The sequence below is a fragment of the Roseofilum acuticapitatum BLCC-M154 genome (assembly GCF_030068475.1).
Lineage (GTDB): Bacteria > Cyanobacteriota > Cyanobacteriia > Cyanobacteriales > Desertifilaceae > Roseofilum > Roseofilum acuticapitatum.
In genome coordinates this window covers 29,401-51,464 of sequence record NZ_JAQOSP010000124.1, presented here as the reverse complement: position 1 = coordinate 51,464, position 22,064 = coordinate 29,401, and the positions used below count along the sequence as shown (strand labels likewise).

Annotated in this window: 17 protein-coding genes and 1 pseudogene; 8 read left to right on the top strand and 10 right to left on the bottom strand. The window is 46.1% G+C overall.

Annotation, left to right across the window (positions count from 1 at the left end; all coding sequences use genetic code 11):
- Nucleotides 1-33: 33 nt before the first annotated feature.
- The 3 genes from pyrG (at nt 34) to PMG71_RS20000 (ending at nt 3,515) form a co-directional block, all read left to right on the top strand.
- A complete protein-coding gene (gene pyrG, locus PMG71_RS20010; RefSeq protein WP_283755490.1) occupies nt 34-1,704 on the top strand; it encodes a CTP synthase in 1,671 nt (556 codons plus the stop codon).
- Nucleotides 1,705-1,727: 23 nt separating this feature from the next.
- Complete coding sequence (locus tag PMG71_RS20005; RefSeq protein WP_283755489.1) at nt 1,728-2,153, top strand: hypothetical protein; 426 nt, start codon at nt 1,728-1,730, stop codon at nt 2,151-2,153.
- 126 nt (nt 2,154-2,279) lie between these two features.
- On the top strand, nt 2,280-3,515 hold the full coding sequence (locus PMG71_RS20000; protein WP_283755488.1) for an NAD(P)/FAD-dependent oxidoreductase: 1,236 nt from the start codon (nt 2,280-2,282) through the stop codon (nt 3,513-3,515).
- A gap of 106 nt (nt 3,516-3,621) precedes the next feature.
- On the opposite strand, the gene PMG71_RS19995 is transcribed toward PMG71_RS20000, so the two are convergent.
- The 5 genes from PMG71_RS19995 to PMG71_RS19975 all read right to left on the bottom strand — a co-directional run bounded on the left by PMG71_RS19995 (nt 3,622) and on the right by PMG71_RS19975 (nt 10,851).
- On the bottom strand, nt 3,622-4,941 hold the full coding sequence (locus PMG71_RS19995; protein WP_283755487.1) for a TRAP transporter large permease: 1,320 nt from the start codon (nt 4,939-4,941) through the stop codon (nt 3,622-3,624).
- A 73-nt stretch (nt 4,942-5,014) separates the two neighbouring features.
- Complete coding sequence (locus tag PMG71_RS19990; protein ID WP_283755486.1) at nt 5,015-5,566, bottom strand: TRAP transporter small permease subunit; 552 nt, start codon at nt 5,564-5,566, stop codon at nt 5,015-5,017.
- Nucleotides 5,567-5,589: 23 nt separating this feature from the next.
- Nucleotides 5,590-6,735: a hybrid sensor histidine kinase/response regulator gene (locus PMG71_RS19985; protein WP_283755485.1), complete on the bottom strand. Its 1,146-nt coding sequence runs from the start codon at nt 6,733-6,735 to the stop codon at nt 5,590-5,592.
- On the bottom strand, nt 6,725-10,252 hold the full coding sequence (locus tag PMG71_RS19980) for a PAS domain S-box protein (protein ID WP_283755484.1): 3,528 nt from the start codon (nt 10,250-10,252) through the stop codon (nt 6,725-6,727). The genes PMG71_RS19985 and PMG71_RS19980 overlap by 11 nt, the downstream gene beginning before the upstream one ends.
- A 71-nt stretch (nt 10,253-10,323) precedes the next feature.
- Nucleotides 10,324-10,851 (bottom strand): hypothetical protein, encoded by a 528-nt coding sequence (locus PMG71_RS19975; protein WP_283755483.1) that lies wholly within the window; start codon nt 10,849-10,851, stop codon nt 10,324-10,326.
- Between the two features lie 335 nt (nt 10,852-11,186).
- Here PMG71_RS19975 and PMG71_RS19970 point away from each other — a divergent pair, with 335 nt between their 5' ends.
- From PMG71_RS19970 to PMG71_RS19960, 3 genes are read left to right on the top strand one after another with little or no spacing between them, the layout of a single operon-like run.
- The gene (locus PMG71_RS19970; RefSeq protein ID WP_283755482.1) at nt 11,187-11,468 is read left to right on the top strand and encodes a UPF0175 family protein; all 282 of its coding nucleotides are present in this window, start codon (nt 11,187-11,189) and stop codon (nt 11,466-11,468) included.
- Between the two features lie 3 nt (nt 11,469-11,471).
- The gene (locus PMG71_RS19965) at nt 11,472-11,957 is read left to right on the top strand and encodes a PIN domain-containing protein (RefSeq protein WP_283755481.1); all 486 of its coding nucleotides are present in this window, start codon (nt 11,472-11,474) and stop codon (nt 11,955-11,957) included.
- A gap of 52 nt (nt 11,958-12,009) precedes the next feature.
- The gene (locus PMG71_RS19960) at nt 12,010-13,731 is read left to right on the top strand and encodes an Rqc2 family fibronectin-binding protein (protein ID WP_283755480.1); all 1,722 of its coding nucleotides are present in this window, start codon (nt 12,010-12,012) and stop codon (nt 13,729-13,731) included.
- 256 nt (nt 13,732-13,987) lie between these two features.
- On the opposite strand, the gene PMG71_RS19955 is transcribed toward PMG71_RS19960, so the two are convergent.
- Entirely contained in the window at nt 13,988-14,815 is an 828-nt protein-coding gene (locus PMG71_RS19955) for a metallophosphoesterase (protein ID WP_283755479.1), read from the bottom strand.
- A gap of 227 nt (nt 14,816-15,042) precedes the next feature.
- Nucleotides 15,043-15,309 (bottom strand): annotated as a pseudogene (locus tag PMG71_RS24040) (response regulator); the annotation flags it as partial.
- A gap of 310 nt (nt 15,310-15,619) precedes the next feature.
- Here PMG71_RS24040 and PMG71_RS19945 point away from each other — a divergent pair.
- Nucleotides 15,620-17,197 carry a serine/threonine phosphatase gene (locus tag PMG71_RS19945; protein ID WP_283755478.1) on the top strand — a complete coding sequence of 526 codons (1,578 nt, stop codon included), beginning with the start codon at nt 15,620-15,622 and terminating at the stop codon, nt 17,195-17,197.
- Nucleotides 17,198-17,237: 40 nt separating this feature from the next.
- On the top strand, nt 17,238-18,467 hold the full coding sequence (locus PMG71_RS19940; protein WP_347179349.1) for a protein kinase domain-containing protein: 1,230 nt from the start codon (nt 17,238-17,240) through the stop codon (nt 18,465-18,467).
- Nucleotides 18,468-18,520: 53 nt separating this feature from the next.
- On the opposite strand, the gene PMG71_RS19935 is transcribed toward PMG71_RS19940, so the two are convergent.
- The 3 genes from PMG71_RS19935 to glmS all read right to left on the bottom strand — a co-directional run bounded on the left by PMG71_RS19935 (nt 18,521) and on the right by glmS (nt 21,983).
- Nucleotides 18,521-19,399 (bottom strand): hypothetical protein, encoded by an 879-nt coding sequence (locus tag PMG71_RS19935; RefSeq protein WP_283755476.1) that lies wholly within the window; start codon nt 19,397-19,399, stop codon nt 18,521-18,523.
- 174 nt (nt 19,400-19,573) lie between these two features.
- A complete protein-coding gene (locus PMG71_RS19930) occupies nt 19,574-19,789 on the bottom strand; it encodes a DUF4327 family protein (RefSeq protein ID WP_347179348.1) in 216 nt (71 codons plus the stop codon).
- A 274-nt stretch (nt 19,790-20,063) separates the two neighbouring features.
- Entirely contained in the window at nt 20,064-21,983 is a 1,920-nt protein-coding gene (glmS, locus tag PMG71_RS19925) for a glutamine--fructose-6-phosphate transaminase (isomerizing) (protein ID WP_283755474.1), read from the bottom strand.
- Between the last annotated feature and the right edge of the window lie 81 nt (nt 21,984-22,064).

Below are 22,064 nucleotides of genomic sequence, written 5' to 3'. Positions count from 1 at the left end.
GGGAAGCGCAAGAAATAGGGTAGAGTTCGGGAAATGACCAAGTTCGTATTTGTCACCGGGGGTGTAGTTTCCAGTATTGGCAAAGGAATTCTCGCCGCCAGTTTAGGACGACTGCTCAAATCACGAGATTATTCCGTCTCCATTCTCAAACTTGACCCCTATATTAATGTAGACCCCGGCACGATGAGTCCCTTTCAGCATGGGGAAGTCTTCGTCACCGAAGATGGAGCAGAAACTGACCTCGACTTGGGACACTACGAGCGCTTTACCGACACCTCCATGTCTCGCCTCAATAGTGTCACCCAAGGCTCCATCTATCAAGCTGTCATTAATAAAGAGCGTCGGGGAGACTACCAAGGGGGAACCGTACAAGTCATTCCCCACATTACCCACGAAATCAAAGAACGTATCCACCGCGTCGCTCGCAACTCCACCCCCGATGTACTCATTACCGAAATTGGCGGAACTGTCGGTGATATTGAATCTCAACCCTTCTTAGAAGCCATTCGCCAATTCCGTAAAGATGTGGGACGCAACCAAGTTATCTATATCCATGTTACCCTCGTGCCCTGGATTCCTTCGGCTGGAGAAATGAAAACCAAACCCACCCAGCACTCTGTCAAGGAATTGCGCTCGATAGGCATTCAACCTGATATTTTAGTCTGTCGGTGCGATCGCCCCCTACCCGACTCCCTAAAATCCAAAGTCTCCGAATTCTGCGATGTCCCCGTAGAATGCGTCATCCCCGCACAAGATGTCAGCAGTATCTACGAAGTCCCCCTCAGAATGGAACAAGAAGGGTTAGCCACCCAAGTCATCGACCGACTGCGCTTAGAACAGCGTCCTCCCCAGCTCCAGAAATGGCAAAGCCTCGTCCAGTGTCTCTCCAATTCTAATCGCTCCCTAGAAGTGGCGATCGTCGGCAAATACGTCCGCCTCACCGATGCCTACCTTTCCGTCATTGAAGCCCTACGTCATGCCGCCATTACCATTAACTCCCATGTTAATATTCGCTGGGTCAACTCAGAAGACTTAGAAGGAGACGGATATGAACAACATCTCCAAGGTATCCATGGCTTAATTGTCCCTGGAGGCTTCGGTATTCGCGGCGTAGATGGCAAAATTCAAGCCGTAGAATATGCCCGCGTTCATCAAATCCCCTTTCTGGGTTTATGCTTAGGAATGCAATGTTGCGTCATCGAATGGGCGCGAAATGTAGCCAGCTTAACCCATGCCCATAGTGCCGAATTTGAACCCAAAACCCCCAACCCCGTCATTAACTTACTACCCGAACAAGAAGATGTCGTAGACTTAGGCGGAACCATGCGTTTAGGACTCTATCCTTGCCGAATTTTGCCCAATACCTTAGCGGCCCAACTCTATCAAGAAGAAGTCATTTACGAACGTCATCGCCATCGCTATGAATTTAATAATGCCTATCGCAACCTTTTGTTAGAAACCGGATATCTCATTAGCGGTACTTCTCCCGATGGCCGGTTAGTCGAAATCATTGAATATCCCCAACATCCATTTTTTATTGCCAGTCAATTCCATCCTGAATTTCAATCTCGTCCTAGCCATCCCCATCCCCTATTCCAAGGGTTTATCAAAGCTGCCCAAAAGTATACAGGAGATCCTTTGCAAACTTCAGAAATACAGAAAATAGACGATCTTGAAACTCCACTTCCAGCCAATTTAATTTAAGTTCTGAATCTGGAGGTAAACCGGTGGCATTCTGGGCTAAAATTCCATTTGAACGTCAAATTTATGTGATCGACTTAGATCGCATAGATACATTTATTTGTGCCACTAATGGAAAAATTTCCTTTTGGTTACCCGACAGTCAAACCCCCATTGTTCTCACTCCCCAAGGCGAATCTGAAAGTTACTTAAAAGTGCAAAAGTATATTCACCACTGTTTAGAAAGCCGAAAGGATAAGAATTGGCTCAAGTTTCACTATGACCGAAATGATTATTTTATTAATTTGATTCAGATTAGTCTGTTTGCCTATCATCCAGGAAATAAAAAGCTTACCTTTTGGTTGCCTAATAGTCAGACGGAAATTGTCCTCAATCCTAAAATTCATGAGGAAGCCTATCATGAAGTGATCGAGTATATTCGAGAACAAACTCATTATTCCTTAAATGAGTAATCAGTAAGAGGGATAAATACTTACCATTGAATTCAAGAAGCTTCTTTATCTTTTTTTTAATGTTGATGAGTGAAAATCACATTACTATGGTAAGCTAAAAACTATTTCCCTATCGATCGAGACATCATGGCCAATTCAACCCATCATCAAATTGTAATTGTGGGCGGAGGTTCCGCAGGGATCACTGTAGCAGCCCAGCTCTTAAATGCTAATTCTAGCTTAGATGTGGCAATTATTGAACCTTCAGATAAGCATTATTATCAGCCCGCTTGGACATTAGTGGGGGCAGGAGCTTATGCGGCGGAAGATACGGTGAAACCCGAAAAAGAATGTATTCCAGAAAAAGCAACTTGGATTAAAGCCTATTGTCAGCAATTTGAGCCAGATAAAAACCAAGTCACAACCCAGGATGGAGCGGTGATTACTTATGATTATCTGGTGGTTTGCCCTGGACTGCAAATCCATTGGGAGTGGGTGGAAGGGTTGCCCGAAACGTTAGGCAAAAATGGGGTGTGTAGTAATTATGCCTTTGACCAAGCTCCCAAAACTTGGGAAATGATTCGCAATTTTAAGGGCGGTACAGCCATTTTTACTTATCCAGGGACGGCGATTAAATGTCCTGGTGCGCCCCAGAAGATTATGTATTTAGCGGATGAAGCCTTCCGGAAAAATGGGGTTCGCGATCGCTCGAAGATCATGTATTGTACAGCAACAGGGGGAATTTTTGGGGTTCCTGCCTATGCCAAACCCTTGATGGAAATTGTGAACCGTAAAGATATTGAGATGAAAGTTAAATATAACTTGAAAGCGGTTAAAACCGATCCCAAAGAGGCTATTTTTGAGGTGACGACAGATGAGGGAGTGGAGTCGGTGAGTATTCCCTTTGAGCTGCTCCATGTCAGTCCACCGATGAGCGCTCCAGATTTTATTAAGAATAGTCCTTTAGCGGGTACGGAAGGGGCGGCTAAAGGGTGGATTGATGTGGATAAGTTTACTCTCCAACATAATCGCTATCCGAATGTGTTTGGTTTGGGTGATGCGTCTTCTTTGCCTACCTCAAAAACGGCGGCAGCAGTGCGCTCAGAAGCGCCGGTGGTGGTGAAAAATTTGTTGGCTCTGATGGAGTCTAAATCGTTGAATAATAAGTATGATGGTTATGCCTGTTGTCCGTTGGTGACGGGGTATGGCAAGGTGATTTTTGCGGAGTTTGATTATGATAAGAATCCGAGTCCGACGTTTCCTCTCGATCCGACGGAAGAACGCTATAGTATGTGGTTACTGAAGCGCTATGGGTTGCCTTTCCTCTACTGGAATCGGATGCTTAAGGGTAATAATTTTGAGCGATCGCTGCTCAAAAAATAGGTAATATCGAGTCCGGATAAAGGGTGAAGAAGCGGGCAAGATGCCCGCACTCCTCTAATCCCTTGATATTACTGGAGTGGGAGCATCTTGCTCCCTACTATGAGGCTTACACCTTCAAGGAGGGTAAAAAGCTGACAATCCCAGGGAAGAGAATCAATAAAACCATGACAATTAATTGCAGAATAATAAAGGGAATTGCCCCTTGATAAATCTCTTCGGTTCGCACTTCTGGGGGGGCAACACCGCGCAGATAGAAGAGGGCAAAGCCAAAGGGAGGAGTGAGGAAGGAGGTTTGCATGTTTGCGCCTAAAATTACGCCAAACCAAACCAAATCTAGGTTAAATTGTTGGGCGATGGGCACAAACATGGGCACGACGATAAAGACGATTTCAAAGAAGTCGATAAAGAAGCCGAGGATAAAGACGATCGCCATACTGATAACCAGAAATCCGATCGCTCCTCCCGGTAGATTGGTAAACCATTCCCGGACTAGGCGCTCTCCCCCTAAACCGCGAAAGACTAAACTAAAGGCTTTGGAGCCGATTAAGATAAATACCACCATGCAAGTAGTGCGTAAGGTAACATCGCAGACTTCTCGCAAACTGCTCCAGTTGAGTTGCCTATTGGCAGAGGCTAAGACGATCGCCCCTAAACACCCCACTGCACCCGCTTCTGTGGGGGTGGCGATGCCAAAGAAGATACTGCCCAAAATCATGAAAATCAGTAAAATGGGGGGGATCATGACTTTAAGGACACGCATGGCTAAACCTGGTGCTTTGCGGACTTCAGCCGGTAGGGGGGGAGCTAGATCGGGACGAATGGATGCAATGACGAATACATGAATTAAAAAAGCGGCGGTAATCATCAAGCCCGGAATAACCGACCCCAAAAACAAATCCCCAACCGATACCCCTAATTGGTCTCCAAGTACCACCAATACGACGCTAGGGGGAATAATCTGCCCTAGGGTTCCCGATGCGGTAATCACCCCGGCAGCGAGGGCATGATTATACCCATAACGGAGCATAGTCGGTAAAGAAATTAACCCCATGGCGACGACGGTGGCGGCTACGACTCCGGTAGTGGCAGCCAGGAGCGCTCCGACAAGGATAACGGCGATCGCCAAACCTCCCCGCACTCTCCCAAACAAAATCCCCATGGTTTCCAGAAGATTCTCAGCAATACCGGACTTTTCCAGCATCGAGCCGATAAAAATAAAATAGGGAATCGCCAGCAACGTAAAATTATTCATAATGCCAAAAATCTGCTCTGGCATCGCTGACCAAAAGATCGGATCAAAAGTCCCCACCGCCATACCGATGAGGGTAAACAGAAGAGCAGTAGCGCCGAGGGAAAAGGCCACCGGATAGCCGATCGCCAGCAGAAACAGCGCTCCGATAAACATCAAGGGGCCAAGCCAATCCATGGGAGATGACGAAAACGGAATGTGACTACCCTATCATTAAATGGCCTAGGAATGGCTAATGGGTAATCCGTCATTAGTAATCCCCAGAAATTTCGTCAGGTTTTTCGGAGTGATTCAAGACAAAATTTAAGTTTTTAATTGCCTCAGAAACTCCTTGTAAGATCAGCAAACCAAAACTCACCAAGATCATGGTTTTAATGGGATAGCGTATCAAACCACCGGGATCGGGGGAATTTTCCAACAGTTTCCAAGAATTGACCACTGACCCGGTAGAATAGAAGATAATCATGGTACAAAAAGGGATTAAAAATAGCAGAGAACCCACGAAATCAATCCAGGCTTTTTGTTTAGGATTTAAGCGACTTTGCATCACATCTACCCGGACATGATTGTTATGTTTAAGGGTATAAGCTGCACCCAAAAGAAAGATCAGATCAAAGAGATACCATTGAATTTCTAGAAGGGCATTGGAGCTAAGATTTTGACCGATCGCCCGCCCTACATAGCGCCCAAACACATTCCAAGCCCCAACCCCTACCATAACCAAGGTTAACCAATAGGTAGCTGTGCCAATCCTCTCATTTAAGCGATCGATTTGCCCAGACAGACGTAATAAGAACTTCATGCACTCTTACCCTAGATGATGTATTATGAACTCCGATCCAAAATTTGGACTTCAATCGGTAAAGTAAACCAAAACTGTGTCCCTTGATTTAATATGCTATCCACACCAATTTTGCCCCCATGGGCATGAATAATCTGGGAACATAAATATAATCCTAATCCTAATCCACTTTTGCGTTTTTCCCGATCGCCCCTCGTATAGGGTTGAAACAAGGTTTCACATTGCTGGGGACTCATCCCTGTACCATTATCACCCACGGTACACCGCACAACATCCCCCTCCACTGTAGCCCCCACCGTAAGCGTCAAACCAGGGGGATTATGCTTGAGAGCATTGGCGAACAAATTTTCAAATACTCGCCAGAGTTGCTGGCGATCGCCATCAATCAGAGGTAAACTCGGCGGGATATCATACTCTAAACTCGCCTGATTTTGGCTCAACAGGGGTTCCCAATCTGCCCCTAACTGCTCCATTAAAGCCAGTAAAGACAAGGGTTCACACTTGAGCGACACCCCCCAAATCTCGCTGCGCTGGGTTTCCAGCAAAGAATTAATTAAGTTTAACTGGCGATCGCAACTATCCGCCATCCGCTCCACCATCGAGCGCGTCAAGGTAAACGAATCCCGTTTCAACAAATTCTTAAACACCATCAACATCCCCGTCACCGGATTCCGCAAATCATGGGAAACCGCATGTAATAAAACCTTCAAACCCGCTTCCGCCTTTTGCCGTTCCACAATTTCCCCTTGCAACTGAATATTTTGCGCCTCTAACTGTTGCTGCAAGTGATGAATCTGTAAATGATTGGCAACCCTTGCCAACACCTCCGGCGCTTGAAAAGGTTTGGTAATATAATCCACGCCTCCCACATTAAACGCCCGCACCTTATCCACCGCCTCATCTAAGGCACTAATAAAAATTACTGGAATATCTTGGGTACGAGCATCCGCTTTCAGAATCTGACATACTTGATAGCCATCCATTTCTGGCATCCGAATATCCAATAAAATCAAATCCGGTTTCACGACCTCAATCGCTTTGAGTGCCCCTTTCCCATCCACCGCCTTACGCACCTTATAGCCTTTTTCCGTGAGCATTGACGATAACAAGCGTAAATTATTAGGCGTATCGTCCACAATTAACAAATCAGCGAGAACCTTACTGTTCATCGGTTAATTCTACCAAAGCATTGAAATGGAAATGATGCACCCAATCAGACAGAGTATTGATTAAAGCTTGGTGATGGGGAGGAATTTGGGCAATGAGTTGTTGAATTCTCTCATCATCTCCACTTAAGGCCGATTCATGAACAGCCTGAATCCACTCTGATGGCATTATTTTAAGCCGATCGGGGGTCAGGGTAAAGGATTGGGCACTCTCTGTTAGCGGTGAGACTTCCTCATAGACATACTCTAGATGTAAATGTTTTGCTAAGGTATTCCAAATCGTTTCTTCCTGAAAGGGTTTGGCAATGAAGTCATCACATCCAGAAGCAAAGACTAGCTCTCGTTTTTGGGAAAAAGCACTAGCTGTCAGGGCAATAATAATGGTTTTGTGGGGCAAGGCGGCTTGATGCTCTAACTCCCGAATTTGACGGGTAGCTTCGTATCCATCCATACCCGACATGCGGATATCCATCCAGACTAAATGGGGGTGATGCCGTTGCCAAAGGGCGATCGCCTCTTCTCCCGTTTCCGCTTCCGTAATCTCAAAAGCTAAAGGTTGTAATAGACGCACCAATAACAGCCGATTTTCCGGGATATCATCGACAATGAGCATCCGATATTGAGGTTGTCCAGGAGCTAAACCCATCACTCGATTACGGAGAATTACAGGTTCTACATCCTTTTCCCTGGCTAGGGTTGCCTCAATTTCAAACTCAAAACAACTGCCTTGACCGAGAACACTCTGGACTTTAATTTCGCCTCCCATCAGTTGGACAAATTTTTGACTAATTGATAACCCTAATCCTGTCCCTTGATGCGATCGCCTTCCGGACTCCGTTTGCACAAAGGGATTAAACAACTGCTCTAACTCCTCTTTGGCAATGCCAATTCCGGTATCTTCAACAGCAAACTTTAAGCGAACTTTCGGATCTTCTCGCACTTGAGATATGCGTAATTCAACGGTTCCTTGATCGGTGAACTTAATCGCATTTCCCAGGAGATTAATTAACACTTGGCGCAATTTTTGTTCATCGGTTTGGATATATTGTACTAAATCTGGGGGGCGATCGAAAGTCAAGGTTAAGCCTTTAGAAGTCGCCCGGATATGTAACATCCCTTCCAAGGTTTGTAATAATTGCTCTAGATCGAACGCAGAAGATTGAAAAGTAATTCGACCCGCTTCTATTTTAGACATCTCCAAAATATCATTAATCAGATCCAATAAATGTTCGCCACTGCGGTTAATGATATTCAGTTCTGAGGCTCCCGCCGCAAATTTAGGATCGTTGGCCATCAGTTGACTAAAGCCCAAAATTGCATTCAAAGGTGTGCGTAATTCATGGCTCATATTGGCCAAAAATTCACTCTTTGCCCGGTTCGCCATTTCTGCCGCTTCTTTGGCTTGTTGGAGGGCTGTTTCTGCCTGTTTTCGGGCGCTAATATCTTCAGAAATACAGAGTAAATGGGTTGCCTCTCCCTGCCGGTTATAGAGGGGTAATTTCAGGGTTCTCAGGAGAATTTTACCTCGCGTCAGGGATTGAAAGGGATGCTCGGCAATCTCTAGGAGTTTCCCTTGTTGCAGGGCTTGCAGGTCATAGGCACTACATCGGGCTGCTTGTTCTAGGGGGTAGATTTGGGCATCGGTTTTACCAATGACGCGATCGCTCGATAAGCCAAAAATGTCTTCGCTGGCTTGATTCCAAATCAGATATCGGAAATCCTGGGTAATATCCTTGGTATAAATGGCTAGGGGAATATGATCGATAATACTGTCTAAAAAATGTTGCGATCGCACTAATTCTTCTTCTAGATGTTTGCGATCGGTAATATCCGTGGTCACCGAAAGTAAACACACTTCTCCATTTACGGTAATTACATCGGAGGAGAGCAGAGCGATCCGATATTCTCCGGCTTTAGTCCGATAGGTAAATTCATAATTTTTTACCTGTTGTTTATCCTGAATCAGGTTAAACAATTGCATTCTTTCTTCTACATGAACCCAGAGATTTAACTCTAAGGCTGTGCTACCAATCACTTCTTGATTGGTATAGCCGGTTAACTTCAGAAAACTATCACTGACTTCCAGATGTTTCCCATCCGCTAAACGAGTAATGGTAATCGGGTGGGGAGTGCGACGAAAGGCTTTAGAAAATTTTTCTTCTGATTCTCGTAAGGCCCTTTCTACCATTTGCCTCTCCCGGATTTCTTGTTCGAGTTCTTCCGTTCTAGCTTGGATTTTGGCTTCTAAAGACCGAGAATAGGATTGCAGTTGACGATGGGATCGCTTAAGCTGATAGCGCATTCGCTCGAAAGCTAAAGCTAAGTTACCGAGGGCATCCGTGCGATTGTACCAAGGATTAGCCGTGCGATCCCAGTTTCCCTCAGAAAGGGCGATCGCCACGTCTGAGAGTTGGCGAATAGGACGGATAATGTGGTAACTGGTGAGCCAACCCACTACAGTTGCAGCGATCGAGGCCATCAAACCTAAGATGAAGATGGTATTGCGTCCTTGCTCAATATCCTGCATCACCGTATCTTTGGGGACAAGGATCGCAATCAGCCAATTTAAGTCTTGATGATGACTCAGAGGACTCAAGTAAAGAATGTATGGGGTATCGAGCAGGTTTACTTCCCGTTGAGTCGCTACTTTTAGGCGGGAGTGCTGGTCTAAATCGGATTTGAGATAGTCCCCAACCTTATCGATCAGGGGATAGCTTGGCCCCAGGGCAGTTAAAGCAGGAACAAGGATCTCATTGGTCTCACTGAGAATGAGGATGTGCCCGTCTAGATGATTGTCCAAAGTGGCTATAAATTGCTGAATGGGGGAGAGCCAGATAGAGGCCGAAAGTACACCGGTCAGGGTTTCATGGCGATCGGTGATGGGCAAGACCGCATCAATACTCATCTCCCCACTCTTGGAGAAATAAGGGTCTGTCCAAGGCTGCCTAGAATCCCTGTAGAGGATGGCATTGCGGGTCGCTTCTTGATACCAAGAAGATTTACGGGGGTCAGAGTTAGGGAGCGATCGCAACAATGAGCTATGCTTTCCAGGTTCGATAGCATAAACATGCAGTTCCCCCCCAGTCTCGGAGGAGGAGATCTGCATTTCTAAAGCCGTCGGACTATCGGCTCGATGGCACAAAGCCACCCATTCCCCTTCTGGATTGGCAAAGCGGATTTCACTCACAGTCGGTAATAACTGGAGTTGTTCCTGAAAGGTTTGGCTTAACTGCTCAAAGTTGTTAGGATCGATTTCCCCCCAGGCAATCGCCCTAGCATTGACTTGATTAATGCGATCGGCAATAGAAAGGATTTGAGCCAAATGCTCGTCTACATGGGTACTGATTGATTCTTGTAAGCGATTAGTGACATTTTCGACTGCTGTTTGTCCATGATCTAATGAAAAATACCCAGTTAAGCCCACAGCTACCATAATTTGCAGGGCAAAAGGCACAATTAAGGCCACTGCTAGGGGTACAGTTTGCAGAAGTCGATGAAACTGTTGCTTAAGGCGAAGCATGGCATTAATCGCAATTGTCTATGGACTTAATGCTAGTATCGGAGGATTCCTGATCGATCCCTTTCCATTGCTTAGGAAGGGGAAGTCGAATACTGACTTAATACTTCTTTGGAACGCCGTACCATATGTTCTGGCCCTTCAATCATCAGGAGATATCGCCCCTGTTGCAGGTGATGGCGATAAATACTAGAGGTGTTGCCTTCACCAAAAAAGCCCATAAGCGCTCCGACGAGACTGCCACATAGGCCACTCATGAGTCCAGCAGACAGAATGACTAAGCTCCATTCTAGGCGATCGAAATCGGGGATTTCTAGCTTTACGATCCAGAGGAGCATCGCAGCGATCGCACTCCCGGCTAAAGCTGAGAGCAGCCCCAGTCGATAGGCCTTAGCGAAGATAATCTTCATGGGTTTATATAATCCTACCCATTCGGGAGGATTATATTCTCGCCCCACAATGGCTAAGTATTCGGGGGATACACCTTGGCTATAGAGTAATCGGTACGCAGCAAAGGCTGCATCGACATCGGGAAGCACGGCGATCGCCAAGTGGGGACGGCGTTTAAATTTAGGTTTACGACCAGATAAATTCGGGGACATTGTGTAACATGCTTAAGAGAGAGCCGCTCTACTCTTTTTAGATTAACCGACATTATGCAACCTGCCCATATGATCGGAATTTGTCTTAACAAAGAGTAAAGGGTGGGGAGATGGGGGGATAGCTTACGACTCTAACTGAGCGATTGGCGCGATCTTGTTGGCGATCGCGCTCGAATTCAGCACTCTCTGCTCTTTTCTCTGGAGTTAGGTAGCGATCGCCCTTCGCAATGACATCCTGTAACTGATTATTCGGATTTGATATTACATCTATGTCTGCTTGCGGAAATCCATGGGAAAAACTATAGTTATAGTATGGATTACCACACTAATCACTTATGGCTTTTACTTTTTTAGATGAGCAATTAGCCAATATTGAGCTTTCGGAGCAAGTCCGCCAGAGAGCTATCGAGAGAGCAAAGGAAGGTTATGTAATTGCACTCTTGGAAGTTGGAGAAATCAGTAGTGGACGAGCGGCAAAAATACTGGGTATCTCCCGTTTAGAGATGATGGATCGAATGAATAAATGGGGGATTTCTGTCTTTGATGATTCACAAGATTTACAGGCGTTACGCCAGGAAGTGGAGCAAGCTGAGTCTATATTAAATCAATCGATTTGATCCATGATTATTGTTTCAGATACTACTCCACTGAGTGAATTAGCTAAGGTGGATTATTTGTATTTATTACCTCAACTCTTTGGGAAACTGATGATTCCCCAAGGCGTTTTTAATGAGTTGGTTGTGGGAGATCATCCAGCAGCGCAACAAGTACAGCATTTGTCGTGGTTACAAGTGGTTACTGTAAACAATCACGAGCTTGTAGATGAGTTACAGGCATCTTTTCATTTAGATTTAGGAGAGTCAGAAGCAATCGCCTTAGCAGAAGAAACTAAAGCGGATCAATTACTGATTGATGAACGGGCGGCTAGACAAGTTGCGCTAGAAAGAAAGTTACCGTTAATTGGAACCATGGGTGTTTTGCTATTGGCAAAGCGCCGAGGGTTACTCTCTAACGTTAAGGATGTTTTAGACCGGATGCAAGATGAGGGTACAAGGATTTCAGAGCATCTCTATGAACAAGTTTTAACTTTGGCCCAAGAAATATAGCATCAGGGAACAGGCTATACTAGAAATTCTGGCTCGTTAAACATTATTCATTGTGCAACCGGTTGATTTTACAACGTTGATGGCCCTTTGTGCCGATTTGCGCGATCGCTCTTTACCCGCTCGCTTAGAGCAAGTTTTTCAACGCGATCGCTTTACCCTATCCCTTGCCCTGCGGACGCTTCAGGGGCGGGGATGGTTAACCCTATGTTGGCATCCACAAGCAGCTCATTTAGCCATGAGTAGCCCTCCCCCCAAAGCCCCCGATACCTTTACCTTTAGCGACCAATTGCGCCATCAACTCAATGGGTTAGCACTGGTTGCCATTGCTGAAATTGCCCCTTGGGAGCGAGCCGTTGATTTGCAGTTTGCCCAACGACCCGGCGATCCAATTCTTTGGCATTTAATCGTGGAGGTGATGGGTAAATATAGTAATGTGATTTTGGTCAATCAGGAGCATATTATTGTTACTGCTGCCCATCAGGTGAGCCAGCAACAGTCGAGTGTACGCCCCATTTTGACGGGACAACCCTATCTGAATCCCCCAGCCTTGACCAATCGGATACCGACTTTAGAAGAGTCCTTCAGTGCTTTTCGGGAACGGGTGGCTCTGATTCCAGGGCCGATTAATCGCCAGTTGCTGCAAAGTTATCGGGGGTTAAGTCCCCGATTGATTGAGTCTTTGCTGTCGGGGACGGCGATCGCCCCCCATCAACCCACCGACAGTTTAAGTGATGACAATTGGTCTCTTTTATACGAGCGCTGGCGCTATTGGTTACAGTGTTTACACCAGGGCACATTTACACCAGGATGGACACAAAAGGGCTATACAGTCATGCCTTGGGATCGGATTGAGGCAGTGTCCGTCCAGAATTTAATCAGTCAGTATTATAACGATCACTTAAACCGCCAACAGTTTAGTCAATTACATCATCAATTACAGCAAAAGGTGCGATCGCACTTAGGCAAGCTCCATCAAAAAGCTCTCCTGTTCCGAGAGCGCTTAAACCAATCCCAGGATGCCGATCGCTATCGCTATTTAGCTGACTTACTCATGGCCCACTTGTATGAATGGCAACCGGGAATGAGGGCGATCGAACTGGCCGATTTTGAAACCGGAAAACCCGTTCAAATTCCCCTCAACCCCGAAAAAAATGGCGTACAAAATGCCCAAGCTCTCTACAAAAAACACCAAAAACTTAAGCGCTCTCAACTGGCCGTTCAACCCCTCCTAGAAGCCGTTGAAGCCGAACAGCGCTATCTCGAACAAGTCGAAACCACCCTACTACAAGTCTCTGAGTATGGAACACCAGAAGATTTATCCACCCTCGAAGAAGTGCGCGACGAATTAATCGAACAGAACTATTTAGACTCTCCAGCATCCGACTATCAACGCAGTAGCAACGACTCCCAACCCCATCGCTACCAAAGTCCGAGCGGGTTTGAAGTTCTCGTTGGTCGCAATAATCGCCAAAACGATCGCTTAACCTTTAGACTCGCAGGAGCTTACGATCTGTGGTTCCATACCCAGGAAATTCCCGGAAGTCATGTCTTGCTCAGAGTCGATCCGGGACAGGTTCCCGATCGCCAAGATCTCCAGTTTGTGGCGAATCTAGCAGCCCACTATAGTCAAGGACGGCACAGCAAGCAAGTTCCCGTGATTTACACAGAGCCGAAATCGGTGTATAAACCAAAAGGCGCTCAACCGGGAATGGTGATCTACAAGCACGAGCGTATTCTCTGGGGATGTCCCCAGAAAGCAGCGATCGAAGCATAACTCCGATCTTTGATTATAAATAGTTATCAAAAGGGAAATGGTTAAGTATGAACTTTTATTAAAAAAATGCGTATTCTCTGTTACGATTAGTAAAGAGAGACAAAAGAGACCGATTCCTCCTCGTGTTGTGGGAACGCGCAGTCAGGATTTTCGGAAACGACAATTGATATTCATGATATCGATTCAACACCAGCTAGAACCTAGCTGGTTTTTTCTCATTTCAGCCTAAAGCTCTGTAGGTCTGCACTCCACTAAGCTAAATTAAGGTAATCACCGTTAATTCTGGAGGGCAAAACAATCGCCCAGGGGGATAAGTCCCCAATCCCCGATTAACATAAAGACGATTTTGATTGAGTTGATACAATCCAGCATACCATTCCCAATGTTTAACGATGCGATCGCACTTGCGTTGCAGTAAAGGTATCCATTCCCGCAGCCAAGAGGGTGTTGCCATGATTGCTCGTTCTTGATAAGCAATCAATGGCCCCAATTCAGGTAACACAATTTGCCCCCCATGGGTATGACCGGATAACTGTAAATCCACGCGCCATTGCTGCAAAACTTCCGCACTATCCGGTTGATGGGAAAGCACAATTCGCGGAAGCTGAGGATCGAGATCGTTGAACACCGAAGCAGGATTAAATTCGGCTGACCAAAAATCAGGCAGTCCCACCAAAGCTAATCCCTTTCCCAGAGGATAAATTACTTCATTGGATAAAACCTGAATCCCCGTATCGGTTAAAGCTTTAATAATCCTTGATTTTACACTATCATAGTAACTATCATGATTGCCTAAAACCGCATAAATCCCTTTACGAGCCTGAAGTAACTTTAATCGCTTCACTAAGGTGTAAATTGGCTTGGGATCGTAGGTAATAAAATCCCCTGTTAAGACCACGAGATCGGGATGAACACTATTACTGGTCTGAATGGCTTCGCCTAAGAGTTCTTCAGAAAGTTTGACTCCATCATAATGAAAATCAGAGAACTGGGTGATTTTCATCCCTCGTAACTCTGGGGGTAAATTATCAACAGTAAGGGTTAGATTCTCAACGGTTAGGGGCCCAGAAAAAATGGGGTGCATAAGCCTACTGAGTGCAAAGGATTTCTTTTAGGATAGCTCAAACTTTTAGGAGTGGGAGCGTCTCGCTCCCTAAGTTTTTAATCATGGTATTCAAGGAGAACATGAACCTCAACCCAATTCAAAAAAGTCAGGCGAAGTGGTTTCTTTGTTTTGACTTCAATTGACTTCCCACGACCGGCGATCTAAATTCAGATCCCCAAAGGCTAGATACTCGCGCTCTGATTTTTGCGATCGCCCACTTCATCCTTAGCAGTCAGTAAAATAACAGGAATATTCTCCCCTGTCTGGCGTAAACGGCGACAAATATCAATCCCACTTAACCCCGGCAACATCCAATCTAAAAGCACCAAATCCAGCTTTAACTCTCAAATGCAGGTTAATCCCGTCCAACCATACCCCGCTCACGTTACCTGGTATCCTTCATATTGAAGTTCCCATTCCACAAAACGAGCCAGTTTCGCTTCATCTTCGATCGCTAGGATATGGGAACTCATGACCTTAGACCTAATTGGGAACTTAATCCACCATAATACTATGGTAAGGGCGAAAGATTTTTCGCCCCGACGGAGAGATCCCCCCAAGAGAGTCATCCAACTCAGACCCTAAATCACCATGGGGAAATCTAACCTGCTATTCTGAAAGATGCAAGGAGTAATGCCTAGCCTTATCGCCACCTGCTACTGAGTTGTAACACCCCCATGATTATTCTTATCCCCTCTTAAATCAAGATTCTGGATTCCCCAGATCTTCAGACGTACTCATTAACAATTCTCCTAACTCAAAAGACTAACTCTAAAGAACCCTATGGATATCTCACCAGATGCACAAGTGATCGTTCCCGAACTAGCCCAGATTTATCGAGAGCTGGAATCAAAGCTCGATGAAATGGATCGTCATCGTCTCCCTTCCTTACAAGAATCTTGGGTGGAAGGAGAAGAAGAAAGGGTTATGATCCTTGAAGACCGCTCAGACTGGAAAAAAGTGGTAGAGCTGTGGCGGGAAGAAAATATGCCCTCAGAGCAAATCATCTTCATGTTTCATGAAATGCTCGATCTCTGGGAACAGCTTGAAACTGTCCATTGTCGTCAAAGCCTCCTAGAAGTGAGCAATCTCCTACTGGATGAAGATGAAATTCTCTGCCTCCAATGTTTACATCTGGATACTAACCCCGAAGCAGTGAGCCTCAAAGAGTTAGGTAAATTGTGGCAACAACTCTTTCAGCAGTCAGAGATGACTCAAGTGGGATCTTTACTCTCTCTCTTGCAAGACCTACAAGCGGAAAAAATGACCTCCGTTGACCAAGTGCGCGATCGCCTAGAAGAAATTTTAGCCGAAGAACAGGGCGATCCAGACTTTGACCACTCCCCTGAAAGCCTCGCCTCCCTTTATCCCGAAGAAGAAGCCGATCAAGACAAAACCCAACCCATTGACTATAGCGATTACAGCCCCTCTGGATTTAATCTCTCCACTCCCAATCCAATGCCCAGCCCGCCTACTTCTCCCTTTGAGGACATGCCCACTGTGGTGTTACCCATGCAACTCTTTAGCCTCGATTATGCTGGAGTAACCGACAAGGGAATGCAGCGAGATCACAATGAAGATAGCTTTCTCATTCATACCCAACTAGAACGCATTGAAGATAAAACCGGGCGTACTATCCATGCGAAAGGTTTATATATTCTCTGTGATGGTATGGGGGGCCATGCAGGAGGAGAACAGGCGAGTATGATAGGAGTAAAAACCCTGAAAGAGTATTTTCAAACCCATTGGTTTAATCTACCCCATTCTGACTCCCGTCTTCCTTCTACTGAATGTATTGAAGCAGGAATATTTCAGGCTAATCAAGCCATCTATGACATTAATCAGTCCCAAAGTCGTACTGGAAGTGGGCGCATGGGAACGACCTTGGTTTTGGTCTTAATTCAAGATGTGCATGTGGCCGTTGCCCATGTGGGCGATAGTCGGTTATATATGTTTAGTCGTAAACAGGGGTTAACGCTCTTGACCCAAGACCATGATGTGGCCCAACGGGAAATTAAACGGGGATTAGAGCCGGAATTAGCCTTTGCTCGCCCCGATGCCTATCAGTTAACTCAAGCCTTGGGGCCACGACATAATGATTTTGTCAAGCCGGATATTTATTGCTTTGAACTCAATCAAGATAGTCTGTTACTCTTAAGCTCCGATGGACTCACCGATAATGATTTGGTTGAAAAGCATGTGGGGACGCATATTGAACCCTTGATGAGTTCTCGTGCCAATCTGGAACGGGGCGTGGGTGATTTAATTGATTTGGCTAATGAACATAATGGCCATGACAATATTACGGTGGTTCTGGTGCGGGCTAAGGTGCGTCCCAATTTGGGAGGGTTGAGTCGCTAGTTAAGGATGGGAGAAGGTTGATGTTGTTTGAGGTTCGATGATGCAAGGGACGATCGCCCTTACCCTATTAGATCCCAAGGAAGGAACACCCCTGCAAACTTGGGAGTTTCCTCCCCAAGGGAAGGTTCGGATTGGCCGGGCCCAGGATAATGAGGTGGTGCTTTCTAATGATTTGGTGTCTCGGTATCATTTGGAGTTAGAACCGGTTCATCATCAGGGTGGGGCGATCGCCTGGAAGGTCACTAACCGAGGCACAAATGGCACATTAGTGAACCATCAGGCGATCGCCCAAATTGTGGTTGAGGATAAGAGTCTGATCCAGTTGGCGGCTGGAGGGCCGATTTTAGAGCTGACTTTTGCCCATCAGCCGGTGTCTCCCCCTCCCACTGCATCAGGATGCACCCATGAAGGGAATGCGCCGAATAATCTGTTCTGTATCCATTGCGGTCAACCTTTGCATATTGAAAAGCAGGTGCGGGATTATCAGATTTTGCGAATTCTGGGTCAAGGGGGGATGGGGACGACTTATCTGGCTTATCCTCCCCCTTCTGGAAACCATCCATCGGGGTTAATTGTTCTCAAGGAGATGAATTCAGATTTGGCTCGTATACCCAAGGCTAGGGAGCTGTTCGATCGGGAAGCTCGTACCCTGAAGGGGCTGAATCATCCGGGAATTCCTCGCTTTTTTGATTCGTTTATTGAGGAGAGTAAAAAGTATTTGGCCATGGAGTTGATTCATGGTGAAGATTTAGAGCGTTTGCTCTATCAGCAGGGGCCGTTTTCTGCACCGGTGGCTGTTGAGTGGATGATTCAAACTTGTAAGATTTTGGGTTATTTACACCGCCAATCCCCTCCGATTGTGCATCGGGATATTAAGCCGGCCAATCTGCTGCTCCGTCGTTTGGATGGTCAGATTGTGGTGATCGATTTTGGGGCAGTGAAAGAGATCGGAACGCCTTTGGGTACAAGGATTGGTGCGGAGGGTTATAGCGCACCCGAACAGGATCGGGGACAACCGGTAACCCAATCGGATTTGTATGCGATCGGGCCAACTTTAGTATTTTTGGTTACGGGAGAGCAGCCGCTTAAGTTTTATAAGCGCCGCCGCGATCTCTCCTATCGTTTAGATTTACAGTCGGTGGACGCTATTGCTCCCCCTCTGCGGCATGTGATTGAAAAGACTACGGCTCCTAAACCTCGCGATCGCTTCCAAACGGCTGAAGACCTAGCACAAGCCTTAGAATCGGCGATTTCGGCTTTGACGGAGTGAAGCCATAAACCCACATTCCACATAGCATAGGAAACTGCTGTAATTGTTAATTGTTAATTGATATAAAGTCCGGCTGACCTTCGTGCTTGTTGTAAGTGTTGGCTCAATCCTAGACGATTTGACCAATCGTTTAGGTAGTTAAAGTCCAGAGATTCTCCTTGTACTTTCAATATTCCTAAAATATCTCGCCATTGTTTATCCGATTCAGTTTGACTTCTCCACTGAAGTTTATTAAGAATAATATCTTCTGGGGATGCTAGATTAACCTCAATTCCACCTGGAATTTTGTATTGTTGTCTGCGTTCAAATTGAATGCGCTCAAATGCATTATCATCAGATAAAATGAGGTCTGCACGGGAAATAGTTTCAATATCAGTGACTTGTAATATTCCCATCCGACCCTCAACAATATCCTCTACACCAGGAACATAAAACCCAACAATTTCTAATTCAGTTGCTAGTTCGGTAACCTGTTGAGGCTGAATAAAAATAACCATATCCACATCACGAGTCGTGCGAACTTCCCCATATGCGATCGCTGCCACTCCGCCTGTAATATAATAAGGGATATTGAGGGATTCAAAAATTAGGTGTAACCGCCCTGCTAAGGCAATTGAATCTTGAGTCCAATTCATTGGATTTTTAGTCGTTATAGCATCGAGAAAATGCGCCTCTCCTAACCAAGCTTGAGCTAATTTCTGAGCCAGTTGTATCTCAGATAAGTCAGAAAAGCGTTGGCGGAAACAGGAGAGAGAAAACTGACGAGCATTCTGATTCATCCCAGCTCCCATTGCCAGCCGTTGTGATGGGGTACGTTCTTGCAGCAATCTAAAACCCAATATATCAACTTGAGGAGTGGTGTCTGGCGATTGAGATTGATAGCCCGGTGTGACAGCTTGGCTTGATAACTGACCAGGAATCGGTTTATTCATTTAAAATTGTGTCATATCAAGTTCCATTAATATCAAGTGCGGGTAATCAGTTAAAGTATAGGAGTCAGGTGGGCAGGGTCTTTGGGTAGAATTTGAATGATATGGCTTCTTCTGTTGCCCACCCTACGATGAGCTAGGGGCGGCTCTGAGTGGAACTCTACCCCTAGACCGGAATTAGTCTTCCCATTCTTCTACAGCCAGGAGTTCGCTAACGGGGTCTTGCATAGAGAAGTCATAGGCTTGCAATTCTTTTTTCCAATATTGCCACCGATCGCCATACAGAAAGGCCATTTTCCAGATGCCATCTGTTGGTTTCAGGATATTGGAATCGACCAATGATTTCACTTTGGCTTGCAGTTTAAACATTGGGTGAATAACCTGCTGGTTCATACAACCTTGATTCATATTTGAAGTTTGTCAAATCTTTTCTATGTGTACTGATCCTAGTGGCGAGTGAGAGTTCTCGTGATGATTCTGCAGAATGAGAGAACAAGAATAGCCTAGGAACCATTTTTCTTGTTACTTCTTCACAATAGCATAACACTCTAAGAAAAGGAAGACTTGCATAGAAAAGTTTTTTTTATCAGTGGGGAGTCGGGAGTCGGGAGTCAGGAGTCGGTAATAGATTCCCCCTATCCCCCCATCCCCCTATCTCCCCATCTCCTTACTCTACCGTCACCGATTTAGCCAGATTCCGGGGTTGATCGACATCGAGGCCTCTGAGGGCGGCAATGTGATAGGCCAGTAGCTGGAGCGGAATCACTGTTACTAGGGGGGAAAGAGACTCATCAATGGTGGGAATGGCTAGGATTTCGTTGAAAATATCCTGAGCTTCTAGGGAGTCTTTCGGGGTGACTCCAATCAGACGAGCATCTCTGGCTTTGGCTTCTTGGGCGTTGGAGAGAACTTTTTCATAGAGGAGTCCGGGAGTGGCGATCGCCACCACTGGCACTTTAGCATCCAACAGAGCAATGGGGCCATGTTTCATTTCCCCAGCCGGATAGCCCTCGGCATGAATATAACTGATCTCTTTGAGCTTCAAGGCCCCTTCTAGGGCAATGGGAAAATTGATCCCCCGACCCAAAAAGATAAAATCGCTGGTTTCATTAAATTGATGGGCTAACTCGCCAATATAGCGATCCTGCTCCTCAATCAGCCGTTCAATCAGCCCTGGCAATTCCCGTAACTTCTCGATCAGAGTCTCAATCCTCTCAAGTTTGAGGCTCTGACGGCGATCGGCCAAATCCAACGCTAGAGCATAAAACGCCATCACCTGAGCGCTAAAGGTTTTCGTCGCTGCCACCCCCACCTCTAAATTGGCATGGGTATTAATAATATAAGGAATCAGCCGACCCAACGAACTCTCCGGCCGGTTCGTAATCCCCAGCATTCGCGGTTGATAAGCAGGAGAATGGTGAGCCTTGCGTCGCTCCTGTTCCATCGCCAAAGCCGCCAGAGTATCCGCCGTTTCTCCCGACTGAGTGACCCCAATCGTCAGCGTATTCCCCGTTAACGGTGGAGGAGAGTAGCGAAATTCCGAGGCATATTGAACAAAAGTGGGAACCCCCGCCCATTGTTCCAGCAAATACTTCCCGACTAAGGCCGCGTGCCAACTCGTTCCACAAGCCACAATCTGGATCTGCTCTAAATTCTCATACAGGCTCTGGGGTAAATTCAGTTGCACTGGGCCCTGGGAAGATGCAGGCACAGAAGCCTTACTAGAACCCTTTTTAGTCTGGCTTTGGGGATGCCATTGGGGGTCAAAATAGGCATCGAGTTGAGTTCGCAGAACCGTGGGTTGCTCATAAATTTCCTTGAGCATAAAGTGGCGAAACCCTTGTTTTTCCGCACTGCTCGGATTCCAGTTCAAGGTTTGGGGATATTTCACCCGTCGCTCCCCCCGAAAATCATACACTTCTACCCCCAAAGGAGTCAGGCGAGCCATTTCCCCATTATCTAAGGGCAGAATAATGTGGGTGTGGGAAACAAGAGCAGGGGTATCGGAGGCACAGAAAAACTCCCCTTGACCAAACCCAATCACCAGGGGAGCTTGTTGGCGCACCACAATCAACTCATCGGGAAATTGGGCACAAATGACGGCAATGGCAAAGGCTCCTTCTAACCGATTCACCGTTTGCCTCACCGCTTCTAATAGGGAGTGAGGGTTGACGGATAAATAGTCAGAAATCAGATGGGGAATCACCTCTGTATCGGTATCGGAGACAAACTCATGGCCCTTAGCTTTCAGTTCTTCCCGCAACTGGCGATAATTTTCCACAATTCCATTTTGGACAACGGCTACTGTTTCCTGCTGATTGGTATGGGGATGGGCATTATACTCTTCTGGTTTACCATGGGTTGCCCATCGGGTATGGCCAATGCCCACCCGCGCCTTGTCTTCTACCCCCCTGAGCTTATCGCGCAAATTATACAACTTACCTTTCGCTTTGATGGCGTGCAGTTCACCTTCGGAAATCAGGGCCACGCCTGCCGAATCATAACCTCGATATTCCAGCTTCTCTAGTCCAGAAAGGAGAATATCTTTAGCTTCTTGAGTACCAATGTAGCCAACAATTCCACACATTGAATCGATTACTCCGGGTTGTTAGGTTGACTAAAGGCAACAGTTGCAGTCAATGCGATCGCCCCAATTTATTAATGCAAG